The sequence below is a fragment of the Helicobacter sp. 23-1044 genome (assembly GCF_053654695.1).
In genome coordinates, this window is sequence record NZ_JBSIUQ010000010.1 from 1 (window position 1) to 17304 (window position 17304).

The following is a 17304-nucleotide window of genomic DNA, read 5'->3' on the forward strand; positions in this document are numbered from 1 at the left end:
ATTAAATTCCGCATTTATGGTGCTAAATTTATATGAATTTGGTGCGATGAAAAATGTCGTCTCTGCACTTACAGATTTGCCATCTTTGCTAGTGCCGACACAAGAGATACTCGCCTCACCGCTAGATTCAGGTGTGTATTCGCCAAAGATGAAATTTTTCCCTTTGCCTGAAAATAGCGCGCTAAAAAAGCTATTTTCTTTTGCTTGCCCGCTAAAACTTTTGCCACTTTTTTCGGTGATGGTGCAGTTTAATGATGAAATGCCACTGCTAAATTTCCCCGCGCTATCGATTGAAAAAATGCGGAAATTATATGAATTGCCTGAGATTTTGGTATGGACTTTTGAGGCGATTTGATTTGTATTGCCATCTTTTTCATCTAAAATTACTAAATTGCCTAACTCATCTGGCTTTTCGGGGTTGGGCTTAGAAGTGTCGCTCCACCCGCCACTTGGTGAATCTGAGCTCTGCTCGCAGGGGATTGCAGCGGTGCCCTGCCAATTTATGTATTCTTGGAATACGACAGATTGCCCGTTGCCGTTTCGTGGCATATTTGCAGGTGGTGCTGGGTCGGTGTATGTGTAGCAAAATCGCCATCCACTTGCTAGTCCTTTTATGCCTTTTAGGTGCTTTTCGCAATCGTCTTTTGTCATATCTGCCTTGCAGTTTGGCTTCCAATAATATCGTGTGCCATCAGCGTCTCTCTCGCATTTCATTGTGTCTATTTCATCTTTGCCTGTTTGCTTATCCACGCATTTTGCGACTTTGGACCAATCGCTGGTGCGGACGCAATATTTGTAGGTTGTAAATGGATTTTTGGAGCCGGTGCCGATGGCGAAGTTATTATCTTGGCATTGCAAGGGGCAGTCTGTGCCTACTTCGGCAACTCTGTCATCCTTGCCATCCAAGCTCCACACCCACTCTTTGTTGCAGTTTTCCGTTGTCGGTTTTGGGAGGCAGTAACTGCCAAGCATATTTTTTTTCGTGCTTTCCGTTTTGCCAATTTTGGAAAAACAGCGAAATTGTTTGTCAGATGGTTTTATGCCCCCCCCCGCTGCAAAAACAGCAGAAACGCTAAATCCAAGCAACAAAAGCAGTGCAAATATCTTTTTCATCGTAAGTCTCCAAAGGTTAAATTTATGAAAATTCGGCATTTTAGCAGGATTGATTTAAAAAATGTTTAAGATTCTGCGAAATTTATGAAAATCGCAGAATCTTGCCCCAAATCCGCAGAATCTGCCACAAAAATCATAGATTCTGCCCCTACAACCTCATCTCTAACACCTGATAGCTAAAATCAAACACCATCACACCGACATTTTCAACCTCCATTATTAGCTTCATATTCTTTTTTTGCTGATATTCTAACTCATCAAATGCGATTAGAAATCCCCTTGCCCAGCGGTTTCGCACCCCTAAAATCTCATCGCTTTCATCACTCTCAATCTCCCGCATCCACATAAAATCCACATTATTTGTCAGCCGAAAATGTAGCGATTCTACAAGCGGGATATCCACTTCGCTAAAAATCTCAATGAAAAAATACTCCCGCCCCGCGCCAAAAATGCGTGAATTTACATTATTTAAATGCGTGGCGATGGCGATTACTTCGCTTTTGCCATCCTTTGAAATCTCTGCCTTGCGACTTTGATTGATTTTTTTCTCCATCAGCACACTTGGCTTATATCCATCTTTGTAAAGTCCGCACCCGCTAAAAAATCCCGCATTTAGAAACGCAATTAGAATAATCCACCGCACCATTAAACTTCTTTTTTTAAAAATTTTTGGATAAGATTTTAGCAATTTTTTCTTTAAAGGATAAAAATGGCAAAGCACCTTTTAAGCACGACAGAATTAAGCGTAGATGAGATTTATGGCATTTTGGATGAAGCACTTGCGATGAAAAATGCGCCAAATATCGCGCCATTTTTGAGCGATAAACTTGTTAGCACGATTTTTTTTGAGAACTCCACTCGCACATTAAGCAGTTTTGAAATCGCTGTAAAACGCTTGGGCGGGAAGGTTGTCCGCCTTGATATCTCTAAAAGCTCCACACTCAAAGGCGAAAGTATGGCAGATACCGCCGCAAATATCAACGCAATGCGCCCAAATGCCATCATCATTCGCCACAGCCAAGCGGGAGCGGGCGAATATCTCGCGCGGTATGTGAGTGCGCCAATCATAAACGGCGGAGATGGCGCGCACGCCCACCCTACGCAAGCATTGCTAGATGCGATGACGATGAGAGAGCATTTTGGCGAGTTGCGTGGCAAGCGAATCGCGATTGTAGGCGATATCGCAAACTCGCGCGTGGCGACAAGCGGGATTGATTTATTTACGCGACTTGGTATGAAGGTGATTTTAGTCGCGCCACCGCATTTTCAAAGTTTGGCACAAGAATCGCAAAACTTGCAAAAATGCGCTGATTTGCGCGAAGTAATAGATTGCGTAGATGCGATTATGAGTTTGCGGACGCAAAGTGAGCGGCACAATCATCAAATCTATGGTTCGCTAAAAGATTATGCCTCCAAATTTTGCATAACGCGCGAGTTGCTTGGGGAGCGGGATATCATCATCTTGCACCCGGGACCTGTGCATCGAAATATCGATATTGATGATGAGATTTTGCGTGATAGGCGAAGCAAAGTGCTCTCACAAGTCGCAAATGGCGTTTTCGTGCGAATGGCAGTGTTGAAGCAATTTGTGCGATGAGAGTGCGCGAAAATTGTGAGATTCTGCGAATTTGGCGCGATTAAGATTCTGCGAAAATTGCGAGATTCTGCGAATCGCACGAAAATTGCAGAATCTACCACAAATCCGTCATTGCGAGGCACGAAGTGCCGAAGCAATCCACACATTTCGCCATTGCGAGATTCTGCGAATTTGGCGCATTAGATTCTGCGAATCGCAGAATCTGCATTAAAATTTCACATTTTTATTAAGGATTTGAGTTTTGAAAATTTTTATTTTATTTTGCGCTATTTTTTCCGCACTCATTGCACAGCCCTACATTTCAATCGATGGCAAAATCAAATACAAAAATTTAAAGCACTTTGATTATGCAAATCCAAACGCGCCCAAAGGCGGGACGCTCAAATCCGCTGCGATTGGCACTTTTGATAGCCTAAATAATTTTAGCCTAAAAGGCGCGAAAGCTGAAGGTTTGGAGCTGATTTATGACACGCTCACGGTGCAGAGCAAAGATGAGCCTTTTAGCGAGTATGGGTTGATTGCTGAATCTATCGCGCTTTGCCCAAAAAATGACTGCGTGATTTTCACCATAAATCGCAATGCGCGCTTTAATGACGGCGTTGCTGTGAAGCCAAGCGATGTGAAGTTTAGCTTTGAAGTGCTGATGAAGTATGGCAATCCGCTTATAAAGCAGTATTATGCCGATGTGAGCGCGGTTTCGCTGATTGGCGATGATAAAATCAAATTTAGTTTCAAAAACGGCGATAACCGCGAGTTGCCTTTGATTTTGGGGCAGTTAAGCGTGTTGCCAGAGCATTTTTACAAAGACAAGGATTTTGAAAATCCGCTGTTAGTCCCGCTAGGCAGTGGCGCGTATAAAATCAAATCCTTTGAAGTGGGGCGCAAAATCGTCTATGAGCGCGTAAAAGACTATTGGGCGCAAAATCACCCCACGCGTAAGGGGCTTTTTAACTTTGATGAAGTGATTTATGAATATTACAAGGACGAAAATGTCGCATTGCTCGCATTTAAAAGCGGTGCGTTTGATTATCGATTAGAAAATAGCGCAAAAGTGTGGGCTACGGGCTACGATGGCAAGGCGTTGCAAAGCGGTGCGCTAAAAAAGGCGACATTCACTCACGCGCTCCCTAGCGGAATGCAGGGCTTTTTTATGAATACGGCGCGGGAGGTTTTTAGCGATATTGCCTTGCGCAAGGCGATAAACTATGCCTTTGATTTTGAGTGGAGCAATAAAAATCTCTTTTTCTCCCAATACACGCGCACAAAGAGCTACTTTGATAATTCGATTTTCGCTTCGCGCGGGATTCCTAGTGGCAAAGAAAAAGAGATTTTGCGCGATTTGGGCGTGGATTCGCATATTTTAGATTCGCCATTTCCTAGCGTGGCGTTTAAAAATGCAAAACAAAGGCGCAAATCGCTTCTCCACGCGCAAAAAATCCTAAAAGACGCAGGATACACAAAGCACAACAATCGCCTTTTTAAAGACAATCGCCAAGTCAAATTTGAGATTTTGCTAGTCTCAAAGGCAATGGAGCGAGTCGCTTTGCCCTTTGTGGCAAATCTAAAAATTTTAGGCATTGAGGCAACTTTGCGGACGATTGATTTGGGGAGCTACATAAATCGCGTGAATAATTTTGATTATGATATGATTGTCGCAGTAATCCCGCAGTCGCTATTTCCGGGCAATGAGCAGCGGTATTTTTGGAGTAGCAAGAGCGCGGAGACAAAGGGTTCGCGCAATTTTGCGCGGATAAAATCGCCCATTGTCGATAAACTCATAGAAAATATTATAAATGCCAAAGATAGCGATTCGCAAGTCGCAAATGTCCGTGCGCTAGATAGAATCTTGCTTTGGGGATTTTATGTCGTGCCACATTTTCACTCACGCGAATTTCGCGTGGCGTATTATGATAAATTCGCATATCCCGCAACTTCACCACTCTATGACTTTGATATTTTTTCGTGGTGGGCGAAGTAGATTTGATGGATTTGTGCAAATCTAAAAGATAAATTCGCGCAATGATTCAAAGTCGAATCAATAAATAATTTGCATTTAGATTCGCTTAAAGTCCGCGAATCGCATAAGATTCACGATTCACTAAAATAGATTGCTTCGTTGCGTTCGTTTCACTTTGCTACACTCACGCGCCTCGCAATGATGAAATATTTACGCTTTAATTCGTGCAACGAATTACAATCGAAGTAATGGCGGTGTGGCTTTGCACGAAGTTTGCCCTATTGCAAGGAAATAGGACTAATCGTCCATTGACGAAGCAATAGGGCAAACTTCGTGTGAATTGCATACCCCAGAACAAATTGCCCCGCCCTGCGCTTACTTCCGCTTTTTCAACACTTCCGCCAACAAAAACGCCAACTCAATCGCCTGCGTCGCATTAAGTCGCGGGTCGCATTGTGTGCTATAATTTGACGCAAGCGCACTCTCCGTGATTTGCGCCCCGCCACCGATACATTCCGTTACATCTTGCCCTGTCATTTCCAAGTGAATGCCCCCAGCGTAGCTATTATGCGCCTTGTGAATCTCAAAAAAACTTTTCACTTCCTCCAAAATCTTGTCAAATGCGCGGGTTTTGTAGCCATTACTTGCCTTAATTGTGTTGCCGTGCATTGGGTCGATACTCCACAAAATCTTGCGCCCCTCAGGTAGCACCGCCTTTAAAAGCGAAGGCAACTTCGCCTTTATCTTATCTGCGCCCATTCGCACGATGAGATTTAGCCGTCCTGCTTCATTTTGTGGATTTAGCGCATCGCAGATTCCCATAATCTCATCTTTTGTCGCGGTCGCGCCAATTTTCACGCCAAGCGGATTTTCCACCCCGCGCAAAAATTCTATATGCGCGCAATCAAGCCCCCGTGTGCGCTCCCCTATCCACAGCATATGCGCAGAGCAGTCATACCAGCGTGAAGTCAGCGAATCCTTGCGACAAAGCTGCTCTTCATAGTTTAGCAGCAATGCCTCGTGGCTTGTGTAAAACTCCGTTTCTTTGAGCTGTTGCGTATTTTGCGCATCGATTCCACAGGATTTCATAAACTCCAACGCCTCCGTGATTCGCTCTGCCAAAACCTCATATTTCTTGCCAAATGCGTTGTTTTTAACAAATTTCATATTCCACTTATGCACTTCATTCAAATCCGCAAAGCCCCCTTGCGCAAAGGCACGGAGCAGATTTAGCGTAGCTGCGGATTGATTGTATGCCTGCAACATTCGCTTTGGATTTGGCGTCCGCGCCTCTACGCTAAAATCCGTGCTATTTATAATATCGCCCCGATAAATAGGGATTTCTACGCCATTTACAATCTCACTATCATTGCTTCTAGGCTTTGCAAACTGCCCTGCTAGTCGCCCGACTTTCACCACAGGCATACCCCCTGCAAATGTCAAAATCGCGCTCATCTGCATTATCACCTTAAACATATCGCGGATATTCACAGCGTTAAACTCGCTAAAAGATTCGGCGCAATCGCCCCCTTGTAGCAAAAATGCCCTACCCTCCACTGCGTCTGCAAGGCGTTTTTTAAGGTTTCGCGCCTCCCCTGCAAAAACAAGTGGCGGATAGCTTTTTAGTTCGCCCTCCACGCGCTTTAATAGCGTTTTATTTTCGTAAGTGGGCTGTTGCTTGATAGGGAAATTTCTCCAACTCTTTGGCGTCCAATCTTTTGTATGTGGCATAAATCCGTCCTTAAAAATTTATAAAAAATCGCCATTTTAGCAGAATCTGCTTTAAAATTTATCAAATTCGCAGAATCTAGTGGGCGGATTGCTTCGTCAGTGCTTCGCACTTCCTCGCAATGACGAAATTATTTTTTGTAGATTGCTTCGTCAGTGCTTCGCACTTCCTCGTAATGACGAAAAGAAAACGCGAAATCTAAAATCTTAAAACAAACTTTGCCATACAAATACTACCGCTCCAATCGCAAGTGCAGTAAATGCAATAGTGCTAATGGTGGTTAATATAAACTTCGCTACCGCTTTGCCACCAAAAAATCTAGCCACTACGGCTATAATAGCGATGATTGCCACAAGCACAAATATGATAATGCCATAGCCAAGCATAGAGCGGATATTATCAGCACCAATCACCGAAATTAGCTTAAATAGTAACATAATGCCAATTATGCCACCTGCAATTAGTGCAATGTATGTGATGATGGACTTTATAACGATTTTACTGCCAAATATTTTGATAATCCCCACACAAACAAACACCACAACAAACAATCCAAATAAAAACGCAATCACGCCAAATCTCCCATTAAATTATCCTCTTGTGGTAGCTCTATGTCTAGCTCTTTTGCTTTTGCCTTTATGCTTTCAAAGTCGCTTTGCAGTATTTTTTCTAACTCCGCGTTGTTTGCGATAAATTCATTTAGCTTATCGCCCACAAAGCCTTTGGGTTTTACAAAAAGATTTTTTAATCTAGTGAAAAACGAGCCACTCAACCCTTTTTCCAAATCCACTATCGCACAGCGAAAAACAAGCGTTTGGTGCATTGATACCAATAGCTCATAGCTCATCGCAAATTTTTCTTTTTCTAAACGCTGTATTTCTTCATTTAGCCTTGTTATTTCATTAGAATAAGCGATGATTTTACTTGAATCGCTTTTAGATTTATCGCCAAAAATCAAATCTTTTGTTTTACTCGCCAAATCTAATCCCATCGAAGCTATGCCAAGACTTTTAACTATGCCAAATTTAGCGATTGTAGCCCCAGCTGCCGCAAAAATCGGTAATGCCATTTTATATCCTTTGCTTGTTTGTAGGCAGCGCAACGCCCAATTTCTCTGCATCGCGTTTTAGGCTATCATAGCTTTCGCTAATGATTTTTTCTAGCTCTTTGTTATCAGTCATAAAATTATCCATTTTATCGCCTATAAAGCTCTTATGCGATTTAAATAAATTGCCTAATTTAGCGAAAAATGAACCGCTTAATTGCCCTTCCATCTCAACCATCGCACGGCGGAAAATCAGCGTTTGCTTCATCGCTTCTAATAATTCGTATTTAAGATTTATATTTTCTTTTTCTAACTCATTTATTTTGCTAGATAGCGCAAAAGTATCCACACTACTGCTAGATTCGTTGCTTGAATCGCTAAAAAACATATTTTTTACGCCACCCAATACGCCCAATCCGCCACTTATCAAACCAAATCCCTTTTCGATATTTTCAGTAGTTAGAAAGTCGCTCCAACTAGTTTTGCTTGTTTTCTTTGCCATCGCTATTTCCCCACTTCATAAACACTAGCTTTTCCGCCGACAATATCCCACTTAATGCGCCTTTTGCAATTAGGGCAATTCGCACTTCCGCTAGATTTCGTATTTGGCGAGTCGCTAACCTGCCTTGTGGATAATAATTTGCCACATTTGCATTTTATTAAAACTTGCACATTTGCCATTTTCTCTCCTTAATCTTAAAATTTCAGCGAATAATACAAAAAAAAAAAAAAAAAAAAACGCAAGTCAATAAAAGTGATTTATTTTTTGATATTTTTGTAAGTGCTTTGTCGGTGCTTTGGCGCAAACTCAAATGATAAATTCGCAGAATCTAGCATAAACTCGCACGAAATTTCGCAGAATCTAGCGCGGTTTTCGTAAAAAAACGCAGAATCTGCGCTCAAATTTGTCATTCTGAGCGAACAAAGTGAGCGAAGAATCTCTTTTATTTTTTTGAGATACTTCACTTCGCTCAGTATGACAAAATTTTAGATTGCCACGACTTCGCTTTGCAAAGTCTTGCAATGACGGATTTGATTTGGATTGCTTCGTTGTGGCTTCGCCACGCCTCGCAATGACGAAATAAAAGCAGATTCTGCGAAAGGCACAATTTTCGCAGAATCTCGCACAGCAAAATCGCAGAATCCCGCACGAAAACCGAAATTTTCGCAGAATCCCGCATAAAAACCGAAATTTCGCAGAATCTTCGCACATTGTCGCACAAATCCCCACGCAACCTAACGCATTTGATTACCCATCATTTTCCCCCACATTAGCTTATATTTGCGTTGCACTGCTTCTAATTCGCGCTTTTTGTTTTCCACCTCTTGCAAAAGCGTTTCTATCATTTTTTTGTCATCCGCTTCTTTTTCCCTAGCACTTAAAAGCGTATCTTTTAAAAACTGATTTTCGCCCTTGATTGTGGCAATCGTCTCATCTTTTGCCTCAATGACTTTTTCGTGCAAACTCAAAATCGTCCCTATGCTTTGTTCAAAAAACTCGCCCTCCACGCCACTTTTTGCCACCAAATCGCTCTGTGTGCTTCGCACAAGCGCGTTTGTCCCGCTCACACTATCGACATATAGGACATTTTCGATATATTTTGCGTTGATTTGCCCCTTTGCGATTAGCTCTTTGATTTGTTCGGTTTTTAGTCCTGTGATTGTCAAAAACTCATCGATTTTTATCCAATTTTCTTTTGTATTCGCGCTCATTGCTTAAATCCTAACTTCGATTTCCGCAGAATCTAACTCGACTTTTTTTGCCTTCATCACCCTATCTTGAATGAGTTTTCCAGCCAACTCTTCATTTTTCAGTGCCAAAATCTGCATTGCCAAATACGCCGCATTTATCGCACCTGCCTTGCCTATCGCCATTGTCGCCACAGGCATTGCGGATGGCATTTGCGCAGTTGATAGTAGCGAATCTAGCCCACCAAGCGCACTTGCATTCAGTGGCACACCAATCACAGGGCGCGAAGTCTCCGCTGCCACCGCACCTGCCAAATGCGCCGCCATCCCCGCAGCCGCTATAAACACACACGCACCGCGATTTTGCGCGTCTGCGACATATTTACGCGTCCGCTCGGGGCTTCTATGCGCAGAACTAATGATGACTTCATAAAGGCAATCAAACTTTTTTAGCACACGCGCGCACTCGCTCATCGTCTCATAATCGCTTTTGCTTCCCATAATTATGCTGATAAAATCCATATTCGCGCTCCCAAAATTAAACTTTTTGAAATGATAGCAAATTTTAATCCCTTTGCCAAAAACTCTCATATAGGCGCGAATCTGTGCTGATTTGCGATGCAAAATCCGCACCGTTAGATTCAAGTAAGGTTTGTCCTAAAAACGGATTGCGCCCTAATCCAAATGATTTTGTGCAAATTCCTAGCGAATCTAAAATAAGTGGCGCAAAGTCAAAGTGCGAAAGATTACGGGATTTTGTCAAATCGTCATACTTTTTATTTTTGTCATTCTGAGCGAGTGCAACGAGCGAAGAATCTCTCTTTTGAGATATTTCGCTACGCTCAATATGACAATTATTTTTATGACAATTATTTAAGTTTTTTGTGTGTGAATCACAAAAGCGCGGATTTATAAAGGCATTGTAAATTTTGCGCGATTCGCGGGGCAAATCGATATTTGCATTCATCAAATGGTCGCCCACAATCAAAATCGTAGTATTTTTATAAAAATCCTGCGTGCGAATCCACGCCACAAATTCGCCAATTAGCAAATCTTCGCAATGTATGGCGTTTTGGTAGTTTTTTTCCATTTCGCCACAAGTTTGCTCAATAAAAAAGTCAGGCGAATGGGTGTTATTAGTCAATAAATATAACGCAAAAGGGCGTGAATTGCTGTCATTGCGAGACAAGCCTTTGGCTTGGCGTGGCAATCCATTTTCGTGATTTGTGGATTGCTTCGGCGAATCTTGCGATTCGCCTCGCAATGACGGAGCGGGGGTTGAATCTTGCGTTAGTTTTCGCAACTCATCTTTTGCAAATTCAAATAGTTTGCTATCCGAAAATCCCCAATGGTGCGGATAATCATTTGGCAATGCGCCGATATTTTTGTAGTGTTTTACATCTTTGCTTTGTATTTTGTGAGTGGCTAAAAACGCGCCCTTTGCGACAAAATCATCGTTTTCACCCATAATCATCACTTGATTGTAGCCCATTTTTGCAAGCGAATCGCTCACGCACTCCGCATTTGGCAAAAATGTCTTTGCGATGATTGAGGGCGAATTTAGCGGGATTCCGCACATATAGCCAACTATTCCAGCGATTGTCCAAGAAGTCGCGCCCACTTGATTATGCCCACCAAAGCCCTGTGTGGTTGAAAAATTCACATTTTTATTTGCAAAGGCGCGTAGATTTGGGATAAGAAAATTTGACTCCAAAGATTCGACAAAGATTACAATAAGATTGCGCTTTTGCGTGGAGTGTGGCAAATCAGAGCTTTCTATCCTATAATTTTCCTCATAAAAATTGCTATAATCCTTTGGCGCGAAGTATTTTTGCAAATGAAAATGCGAATCCAAAATCCACGCATTTAGCACGATGACAGCGATAAAAAGCGTGATTTGTGCGTAGAGATTCATAAGCGCACAGATTTTTTTAAACAGCCAAAATATCGCAAAAAACACAAATGCGATTGCGCCAATCCACAAAATCGCCTTTATCGCAAACCACGCGCCAAAAGGCTCATTCCACCAAAATGATTTGAAATATCCGCCTTTGATGAAAGTTAGCACCATTTCATAAAGCGGAATGTGTTGTTGCCACGCCACAAGCATTGAGACTTTGATGATTTTTTGTGCTTTTAGCAAAAATACCCCAAAGATTAAGCCTAAAAATAGCGCGACATTTGGGCGAATCGCAAACAAAACCGCCACCAAAACGCTAGGGATTAAAGCGCGTGTTGCATAGCTTATCAAAAAGTCGCTATTTACGCCCACAAGGGGAAATCGCAAGTGAAACATAACCACATCAATGGTAATGTCGGCGTAATAATTATTGACAATCCAAATATAGCTAAACACCGACAACGCGCTTAAAAATGCGATAAAAATCGCAAGGATTCGCAAGGAAAGGCGAATCTTTTGGTGCGAATCTAAAAAATGTCGCAAAGGCGCGTCAAATTTTTGATTTGGGCTTTGATTTGCATTTTGATTTGCGCTTTGATTCACGCCAATCCTCGCAAGTAAAATGGTAGATTTTTTTGCTCATCTTTGATAGTTGTGCTCTGTCCGTGTCCGGGATAAAGCGTGGCGTTGTAGGGGATTTTGCCAAATCTTTGCAATGAATCTTTCATATCACTAGGACTTGAATAGGGAAAATCACTGCGCCCGATAGTGCGATAGAAAATAAAATCACCGCTAAAAATGTAGATTTCGCTAGATTCTGTGATATTTGTGCGATTCGCAGAATCTAGCTTGTTTTCCGTCATTGCGAGATTTGACGAAGTCAAATCGTGGCAATCCATTTTTAGATTCTGCGTTTTGGTGCAAGATTCTGCGATTTTTATTTGATTCGCAGAATCTGCGATAGTTTCGTTATTTTGTTTATTTGATTCGTTTGTTTTTTCTCGCAAAAGGGCTGCACCCCTTCCCCGCTCCCCCCGACTATTTAATTGTGTCCCCAAAAGCTCACGCTTTTCGCTTTTAGGGGGAGTGCCTCGCTTATCCGCTTCTAGCAAAAAATCGGCGGTTGCACTACTGCAACCTTCAATCCGATTTTTTGCACCACGAAGCGGGCGAGATTCGGTGCTGTCGCACGGATTTGATTTTATTGTGGATTGCCACGAAAATTCGCTACGCTCATTTTCTAGCAATGACGGATTTTTTGCACTTTGATTCGCATCGCGAATCACAATCGAAGTATTTGCGGTATGGCTTTGCGCCGTTTTTGCGTGAAACGAGCGAGATAGAACTTGGGGTTCATCGAGCGAAGTTTTATGCGAAAACGGCGCAAATTGCATACCCAAAGACAAATTGCCCCCGCTAATTTTTATCATCGAACAGCCCGGCGTATGCCCCGCAAAGTGCATAAACTCCACTTCAATATCCCCAAATCTAAAAATTTCATTTGGCTCTACTTCAAAATCCGCCGCACACGGCGTTAATCCCAAATCAAAACAATCGCTTTTTAACATAAACGCATCGCCTTTTGGGCAGTAAATGGGGACGCCTAGCAATTTTTTCAACTCCGCATTGCACCAAATGTGGTCAAAATGCCCGTGTGTGTTTAAAATCGCTAATGGTTTGCGGACATTTTCACACACCCATTTTGCCGAATCCACTCCCGCATCGATGATAAATTCGCCCATTTTCGTGCGTAAAATGTAGCAGTTTGTTTCATAGATTCCAAATGCTTTGCTTAATAATTCCACGATTCGCCCCCTAAAATTTCAGCAAAAAACGCAATTTTAAAGTAATTTTGATAAAATCGCAAATTTTAAAATTTTAAGATTCGGGGGCAAAAATGGCGCAAAAAAAGCAAAAAAATACAGATTCGCACACAAAAAGCGCAAAAAAATATAGCGACACACATAGATTTTATGATTCAAGCTATGATTTTAGAGAGCCCTTTGCGCGGGACAAAGATAGGATTATTCATTGCAGTTCATTTCGCCGTTTGGAGTATAAAACGCAGGTTTTTTTAAACGCGCATATCGAATCGCTTGAAGGCGATTATTTTCGCACACGGCTAACGCATAGCATTGAAGTTAGCCAAATAGCGCGGACGATTGCAAGATATTGCGGATTAGATGAAAATTTGGCAGAAGCCATTGCATTGTCGCACGATTTGGGACACTCGCCTTTTGGGCATTGCGGGGGTGATGAGTTGGATTTGCTACTCAAACAAAATGGCTTTAAAAATGGCTTTGAGCATAATTTCCAAAGTTTTCGCGTGGTTACGAAACTAGAAAAACGCTATCAAAATTTTGATGGGCTAAATCTCACTTTTGCCACGATAGAGGGCATTTTGAAGCATTCTGCGCCGTATAAAAAGCCATTTTTTAGTGAAAAGCTAAATAGCGAATTTAGCATTGATTTGCCCCCGCGAATCGAAGCGATAATCGTAGATTTTAGCGATGAAATCGCCTATATTAGCCACGATATTGATGATGGCGTGAAACTTGGATTGATTGATTTTGACATAATCGAATCTAACAAAATCGCAAAAGAAATCATCGCAAAAATCGAAGCGCAGGGCATTAGTCGCAATGATAAGATTTTCAAATATCGCTTTACAAGTGCGCTAATTTGCTATCTAATCGAAGAAATTATCCGCAATTTTAAGGCAAGTGGGGCGATTTTCTATGATGAATCCATCGCAAAAAATCTCTCCAAACTAAAACAAATTTTATTCAAAAATCTCTACCGCCACGAAGATGTCGTGCGAAAAATGGCATTTGGCAAAAATGTCGTGCGCAATTTGTTTAGCGATTTTATGAATGATAGAGATTTACTGCCTTATGATTTGCGCGAGAAAATATCGCAAGGCGCGAAGTTGCATCGCGTTGTCAGCGACTATATCGCCTCTATGACGGATAGATTTGCCATAAAACTTTACAAGGAGCTTCACATTGGATAAAGAAATTTTCAGCAAAAAATATTTGTTAGATACTTATGCGAGAGATTACACGCATTTTGTGCGTGGGGAGGGGGCGAAACTCTACACCGATAAGGGCGAAGAGTTTATCGACTTTACCGCTGGGATTGGCGTAAATGCGCTAGGGCATAATCACCCCGCTTTGGTTAAATCAATCGCAAATCAGGCGCAAAAAGTGCTTCATTTGTCAAATCTTTTTTATATTGATTCACAAGCGCATTTGGCAAAAAAAATGGTTGAGTTAGCGGGGCAAGGCTCAAAAAATCAGTGCGAAATAAAAGTGTTTTTTTGCAATTCAGGGTTAGAAGCAAATGAATGCGCCATAAAAATAGCGCGAATCTACGGGGAGCGATTTAGGGTAGATTCTGCGAAAAACGCAGAATCTGCTTCATTTTCTCATTCTCAAAACGCAGAATCTGCTTCATTTTGTCATTCTAATGGTGTGAAGCAATCCACCACTTTTTGTCATTCTGAGCGAAGCGAAGAATCTAAGAAAAATAGAGATTTTTCGCCTATGGCTCAAAATGACAATAATGATTTTTTCTCCGCATACAAAAATCACCGCTACAAAATCATCACGCTCAAAAATAGCTTTCACGGGCGCAGTATCGCCACGCTCCGCGCTTGTGGGCAGGACAAAATGCACACGCATTTTTCGCCATTCCCAGATGGATTTCTCTACGCAAAGGACATTAGCGAGATGATTGAACTTGCAAAGAGCGATAATGCTGTAGCTGCGGTGTTTATCGAGCTTATTCAAGGCGAGGGCGGAATCTACGCTTTGCCAAAAGAGCAAGTGCAAGAATTAGCGCGATTTTGCGATGAGCGCGATATTTTGCTGATGATTGATGAAGTGCAAAGTGGCGTTTTTCGCAGTGGCAAATTTTTGGCGTCTCAATATTACGAAATCGCCCCAAATGTCGTAACTTTGGCAAAGGGATTGGCAGGTGGAGTGCCTATTGGCGCGGTTATGTGCGATAAGGGCGATATTTTTGCCCCATCACAACACGGAAGCACCTTTGGAGGCAATCCACTATCCACAACAGCGGGACTTACCACACTTGAAGTGCTTGAAAAATACCAAAAAAGCGGCGATTTAGCCAAAAATATCGCGCTTTTTGATTCGCAACTACAAGCAATCAAAAGCGCGTTTAGTGGCGTAGTGAGTGGCGTTAGTGGCGTTGGATTTATGCGCGGACTAAAAATCAAAGATGATGAAACTTTGGGGCGAATCATCGCAAAAGCAAGAGAAAAGCGACTTTTGGTGCTTCGCTCAGGCAACGCCACACTGCGCTTTTTGCCCCCGCTTTTAATTAGCGAAGGCGAGATAGACGATGGCTTTGCGCGACTAAAAAGCGCGTTTGGCGAAATTTAGATTTGCGATTTAGCGAGTATTTTGGCGAATGGATTTGCGCGTATTATGCGCAAACTCCGCTTGGGCGCGACTTTTATACGGCTGTTAGCGCAAGTCGCTTTTTTGGTGGTGCAATCGCAAAATATATTTTGGATTTGCTTGAATCTGGCGCGATTTTGTTGCCTTTAAATATCATTGATTTGGGCGCAAATAGCGCGAATCTTTTGAGTGATATTTGCGCATTTTTAGAGACGCTAGGGCTTGGCGTGGTTGAGAAATGCAATTTTATCGCAGTAGAGGCAAATGCGCCTGAATTGTCATTACGAGATTCGCAACGCAAATCAAAGCAATCCGCTCCCGCCCCGTCATTTCAATGCAAGTTATCGCCAAAGCAATCCGCTCCCGTCCTGTTATTGCAAGATAGCGAAGCTGTTGCCCGTTTTTGTCATTCTGAGCGAAGCGAAGAATCTCAAAAAAATAGAGATTTTTCGCCTACGGCTCAAAATGACAACGATGATTTGGCTCAAAATAACAAAGTGATTTTTTACAAGAATCTTGCCGAGTTAAAGAATGCGAATCGTTACGCAAATCGCCACAATATTTTCATCGCAAATGAATTTTTTGACGCGCTCCCTTGCGAAATAATCGACAATGACAAAATGGCATTTATGCAAAATCATCGCCTTATTTTTAAAGCACACGATGATAAAAAAGTGCAAGAAATTTGCAAAAATTTTAAGATTCACAAAGGCGAAATTCCGCTAATTTATGATGAGATTTGCGATGAGATTCGCGCATTTAAATTTATCTTTATCGCCTTTGATTATGGCAACGAAACGCCACGCAACGACTTTTCTACGCGCTTTTTTTATCGCCACAAAGTGCAGAATTTGAATGATTTTTTGATAGATTCGGCGTTAGATTTAAGCGCAAATAGCGCGAATCAGACGCACGATTTGCCGAATCAAAGCACGAATCTTGCACGGCTTTTTGGCAAATGTGATATTACTTATAATGTCCCGTTTTTTGTGCTAGATAGGGCGTTTGAGCGAATCGGAGCGACAAAGATTTTATCCAAACGGCAGGATTTGGCACTCATTGAAAATTTCAAAATTTTGGATTTATTGCAAGATTTTTACGAATCGCAAAACGGCGCAAACCGCATATATTTGCACGAATCAAACAAAATCAAAACTTTGCTTTATGATTTAAGTCCAAAATTTAGCACACGAATCTACAAAAATTTTTAAACCCGCACACCAGATTCTGCGAAAAAATGTAGATTCTGCAAAATATTTGACAAAAAATTTATAAATTTTAAGCAAAAAAGATTGCGTATTTTTTGTATAATTTCAATTTTCGCAAAATTTTTTAAGGGGGAGAAATGGCAGAGAGTATTGAGAGACGCGACTTTCTTGGTATGAGTTTGGGTGCGCTTGCGGCTGTGGGCGCAATAGGCGCACTTGGAGCGATGAAAAAGAGCTGGGACCCGCTTCCTAGCGTGGTTTCGGGTGGATTTACGATTGTAGATATTTCGCAGTTGCAATTTGGCGAGTTGAAGACTTTTGAGTGGCGCGGACAGCCCGTGTATGTGCTTAAAAAGCCACAAGGCGAAGCAAAAGTCGATGGGCGAGACTTTGAAATCGAAGGTGCGCTCTATACGATTGGATTGCAGGTTTGCACGCATTTGGGCTGTATCCCGCAATATAGAGCAGAGAAAAAAGAGTTTTTATGCGCGTGTCACGGGGGCGTTTTTGATATTTCAGGGCAAAATATGGCAGGACCGCCACCGCGTCCTATGAGTATCCCGCCATTTAATATCGATGGCAAAAAGCTCGTGCTTGGCGAAGAAGGCGAGATTTACAAACAAATGATTAAGGCATAAGGGG

At 42.1% G+C, this 17304-nt stretch carries 22 protein-coding genes; 7 read left to right on the forward strand and 15 right to left on the reverse strand.

The window, feature by feature from the left end:
• Both ACWIUD_RS08510 and ACWIUD_RS08515 read right to left on the reverse strand, forming a co-directional pair.
• Positions 1-1113: hypothetical protein (locus ACWIUD_RS08510; protein ID WP_454148510.1), on the reverse strand; the 1113-nt coding region annotated here is incomplete at its 3' end.
• A gap of 148 nt (positions 1114-1261) precedes the next feature.
• Complete coding sequence (locus ACWIUD_RS08515) at positions 1262-1759, reverse strand: hypothetical protein (protein WP_454148511.1); 498 nt, start codon at positions 1757-1759, stop codon at positions 1262-1264.
• A 63-nt stretch (positions 1760-1822) separates the two neighbouring features.
• Between ACWIUD_RS08515 and ACWIUD_RS08520 the strand changes: the two genes are divergently transcribed.
• From ACWIUD_RS08520 to ACWIUD_RS08530, 3 genes are read left to right on the forward strand one after another with little or no spacing between them, the layout of a single operon-like run.
• Positions 1823-2710 carry an aspartate carbamoyltransferase catalytic subunit gene (locus ACWIUD_RS08520; protein ID WP_454134960.1) on the forward strand — a complete coding sequence of 296 codons (888 nt, stop codon included), beginning with the start codon at positions 1823-1825 and terminating at the stop codon, positions 2708-2710.
• 15 nt (positions 2711-2725) lie between these two features.
• Positions 2726-2893 carry a hypothetical protein gene (locus tag ACWIUD_RS08525; RefSeq protein ID WP_454148512.1) on the forward strand — a complete coding sequence of 56 codons (168 nt, stop codon included), beginning with the start codon at positions 2726-2728 and terminating at the stop codon, positions 2891-2893.
• Between the two features lie 58 nt (positions 2894-2951).
• Entirely contained in the window at positions 2952-4688 is a 1737-nt protein-coding gene (locus ACWIUD_RS08530) for an extracellular solute-binding protein (protein ID WP_454148513.1), read from the forward strand.
• A 196-nt stretch (positions 4689-4884) separates the two neighbouring features.
• Here the strand turns inward: ACWIUD_RS08530 and ACWIUD_RS08535 are convergent, their stop codons facing one another.
• The 13 genes from ACWIUD_RS08535 to ACWIUD_RS08595 all read right to left on the reverse strand — a co-directional run bounded on the left by ACWIUD_RS08535 (position 4885) and on the right by ACWIUD_RS08595 (position 12835).
• On the reverse strand, positions 4885-5025 hold the full coding sequence (locus ACWIUD_RS08535; protein ID WP_454148514.1) for a hypothetical protein: 141 nt from the start codon (positions 5023-5025) through the stop codon (positions 4885-4887).
• A 17-nt stretch (positions 5026-5042) separates the two neighbouring features.
• The gene (locus ACWIUD_RS08540; protein WP_454148515.1) at positions 5043-6398 is read right to left on the reverse strand and encodes a class II 3-deoxy-7-phosphoheptulonate synthase; all 1356 of its coding nucleotides are present in this window, start codon (positions 6396-6398) and stop codon (positions 5043-5045) included.
• The gene (locus tag ACWIUD_RS08545; protein ID WP_454148517.1) at positions 6311-6508 is read right to left on the reverse strand and encodes a hypothetical protein; all 198 of its coding nucleotides are present in this window, start codon (positions 6506-6508) and stop codon (positions 6311-6313) included. The genes ACWIUD_RS08540 and ACWIUD_RS08545 overlap by 88 nt, the downstream gene beginning before the upstream one ends.
• Before the next feature lie 94 nt (positions 6509-6602).
• A complete protein-coding gene (locus tag ACWIUD_RS08550; RefSeq protein WP_454148519.1) occupies positions 6603-6968 on the reverse strand; it encodes a hypothetical protein in 366 nt (121 codons plus the stop codon).
• Positions 6965-7465 carry a hypothetical protein gene (locus ACWIUD_RS08555; protein WP_454148520.1) on the reverse strand — a complete coding sequence of 167 codons (501 nt, stop codon included), beginning with the start codon at positions 7463-7465 and terminating at the stop codon, positions 6965-6967. Before ACWIUD_RS08555 ends, ACWIUD_RS08550 begins: the two co-directional genes overlap by 4 nt.
• 1 nt (position 7466) lies before the next feature.
• Positions 7467-7943: a hypothetical protein gene (locus ACWIUD_RS08560; protein WP_454148521.1), complete on the reverse strand. Its 477-nt coding sequence runs from the start codon at positions 7941-7943 to the stop codon at positions 7467-7469.
• A 2-nt stretch (positions 7944-7945) separates the two neighbouring features.
• Positions 7946-8122: a hypothetical protein gene (locus ACWIUD_RS08565; RefSeq protein ID WP_454148522.1), complete on the reverse strand. Its 177-nt coding sequence runs from the start codon at positions 8120-8122 to the stop codon at positions 7946-7948.
• A gap of 78 nt (positions 8123-8200) precedes the next feature.
• A complete protein-coding gene (locus tag ACWIUD_RS08570) occupies positions 8201-8407 on the reverse strand; it encodes a hypothetical protein (protein ID WP_454148523.1) in 207 nt (68 codons plus the stop codon).
• Positions 8408-8428: 21 nt separating this feature from the next.
• On the reverse strand, positions 8429-8662 hold the full coding sequence (locus ACWIUD_RS08575; RefSeq protein ID WP_454148524.1) for a hypothetical protein: 234 nt from the start codon (positions 8660-8662) through the stop codon (positions 8429-8431).
• Between the two features lie 15 nt (positions 8663-8677).
• Positions 8678-9154, reverse strand: a complete 477-nt coding sequence (locus ACWIUD_RS08580; RefSeq protein ID WP_454148525.1) for a DUF3972 domain-containing protein — start codon at positions 9152-9154, stop codon at positions 8678-8680.
• Between the two features lie 3 nt (positions 9155-9157).
• Positions 9158-9652, reverse strand: a complete 495-nt coding sequence (gene purE, locus ACWIUD_RS08585; protein ID WP_454148603.1) for a 5-(carboxyamino)imidazole ribonucleotide mutase — start codon at positions 9650-9652, stop codon at positions 9158-9160.
• A 43-nt stretch (positions 9653-9695) separates the two neighbouring features.
• Positions 9696-11633 (reverse strand): sulfatase-like hydrolase/transferase, encoded by a 1938-nt coding sequence (locus tag ACWIUD_RS08590; RefSeq protein WP_454148526.1) that lies wholly within the window; start codon positions 11631-11633, stop codon positions 9696-9698.
• Positions 11630-12835 (reverse strand): MBL fold metallo-hydrolase, encoded by a 1206-nt coding sequence (locus ACWIUD_RS08595; protein ID WP_454148527.1) that lies wholly within the window; start codon positions 12833-12835, stop codon positions 11630-11632. The genes ACWIUD_RS08590 and ACWIUD_RS08595 overlap by 4 nt, the downstream gene beginning before the upstream one ends.
• 92 nt (positions 12836-12927) lie before the next feature.
• Between ACWIUD_RS08595 and ACWIUD_RS08600 the strand changes: the two genes are divergently transcribed.
• The 4 genes from ACWIUD_RS08600 (at position 12928) to ACWIUD_RS08615 (ending at position 17300) form a co-directional block, all read left to right on the forward strand.
• Positions 12928-14043 (forward strand): deoxyguanosinetriphosphate triphosphohydrolase family protein, encoded by a 1116-nt coding sequence (locus ACWIUD_RS08600; RefSeq protein ID WP_454148528.1) that lies wholly within the window; start codon positions 12928-12930, stop codon positions 14041-14043.
• Positions 14036-15436 (forward strand): aminotransferase class III-fold pyridoxal phosphate-dependent enzyme, encoded by a 1401-nt coding sequence (locus ACWIUD_RS08605; RefSeq protein WP_454148529.1) that lies wholly within the window; start codon positions 14036-14038, stop codon positions 15434-15436. The genes ACWIUD_RS08600 and ACWIUD_RS08605 overlap by 8 nt, the downstream gene beginning before the upstream one ends.
• A 2-nt stretch (positions 15437-15438) precedes the next feature.
• Positions 15439-16665 carry an SAM-dependent methyltransferase gene (locus ACWIUD_RS08610; protein ID WP_454148530.1) on the forward strand — a complete coding sequence of 409 codons (1227 nt, stop codon included), beginning with the start codon at positions 15439-15441 and terminating at the stop codon, positions 16663-16665.
• Positions 16666-16799: 134 nt separating this feature from the next.
• Complete coding sequence (locus tag ACWIUD_RS08615; RefSeq protein ID WP_454148531.1) at positions 16800-17300, forward strand: Rieske 2Fe-2S domain-containing protein; 501 nt, start codon at positions 16800-16802, stop codon at positions 17298-17300.
• Positions 17301-17304 lie beyond the last annotated feature (4 nt).

Bases quoted from the DNA above. Each gene is read 5' to 3' on its own strand.
- ACWIUD_RS08515 (WP_454148511.1), bottom strand. From the start codon at position 1,759: ATGGTGCGGTGGATTATTCTAATTGCGTTTCTAAATGCGGGATTTTTT.
- ACWIUD_RS08520 (WP_454134960.1), top strand. From the start codon at position 1,823: ATGGCAAAGCACCTTTTAAGCACGACAGAATTAAGCGTAGATGAGATT.
- ACWIUD_RS08540 (WP_454148515.1), bottom strand. From the start codon at position 6,398: ATGCCACATACAAAAGATTGGACGCCAAAGAGTTGGAGAAATTTCCCT.
- ACWIUD_RS08555 (WP_454148520.1), bottom strand. From the start codon at position 7,465: ATGGCATTACCGATTTTTGCGGCAGCTGGGGCTACAATCGCTAAATTT.
- ACWIUD_RS08560 (WP_454148521.1), bottom strand. From the start codon at position 7,943: ATGGCAAAGAAAACAAGCAAAACTAGTTGGAGCGACTTTCTAACTACT.
- ACWIUD_RS08565 (WP_454148522.1), bottom strand. From the start codon at position 8,122: ATGGCAAATGTGCAAGTTTTAATAAAATGCAAATGTGGCAAATTATTA.
- ACWIUD_RS08580 (WP_454148525.1), bottom strand. From the start codon at position 9,154: ATGAGCGCGAATACAAAAGAAAATTGGATAAAAATCGATGAGTTTTTG.
- purE (WP_454148603.1), bottom strand. From the start codon at position 9,652: ATGGATTTTATCAGCATAATTATGGGAAGCAAAAGCGATTATGAGACG.
- ACWIUD_RS08600 (WP_454148528.1), top strand. From the start codon at position 12,928: ATGGCGCAAAAAAAGCAAAAAAATACAGATTCGCACACAAAAAGCGCA.
- ACWIUD_RS08615 (WP_454148531.1), top strand. From the start codon at position 16,800: ATGGCAGAGAGTATTGAGAGACGCGACTTTCTTGGTATGAGTTTGGGT.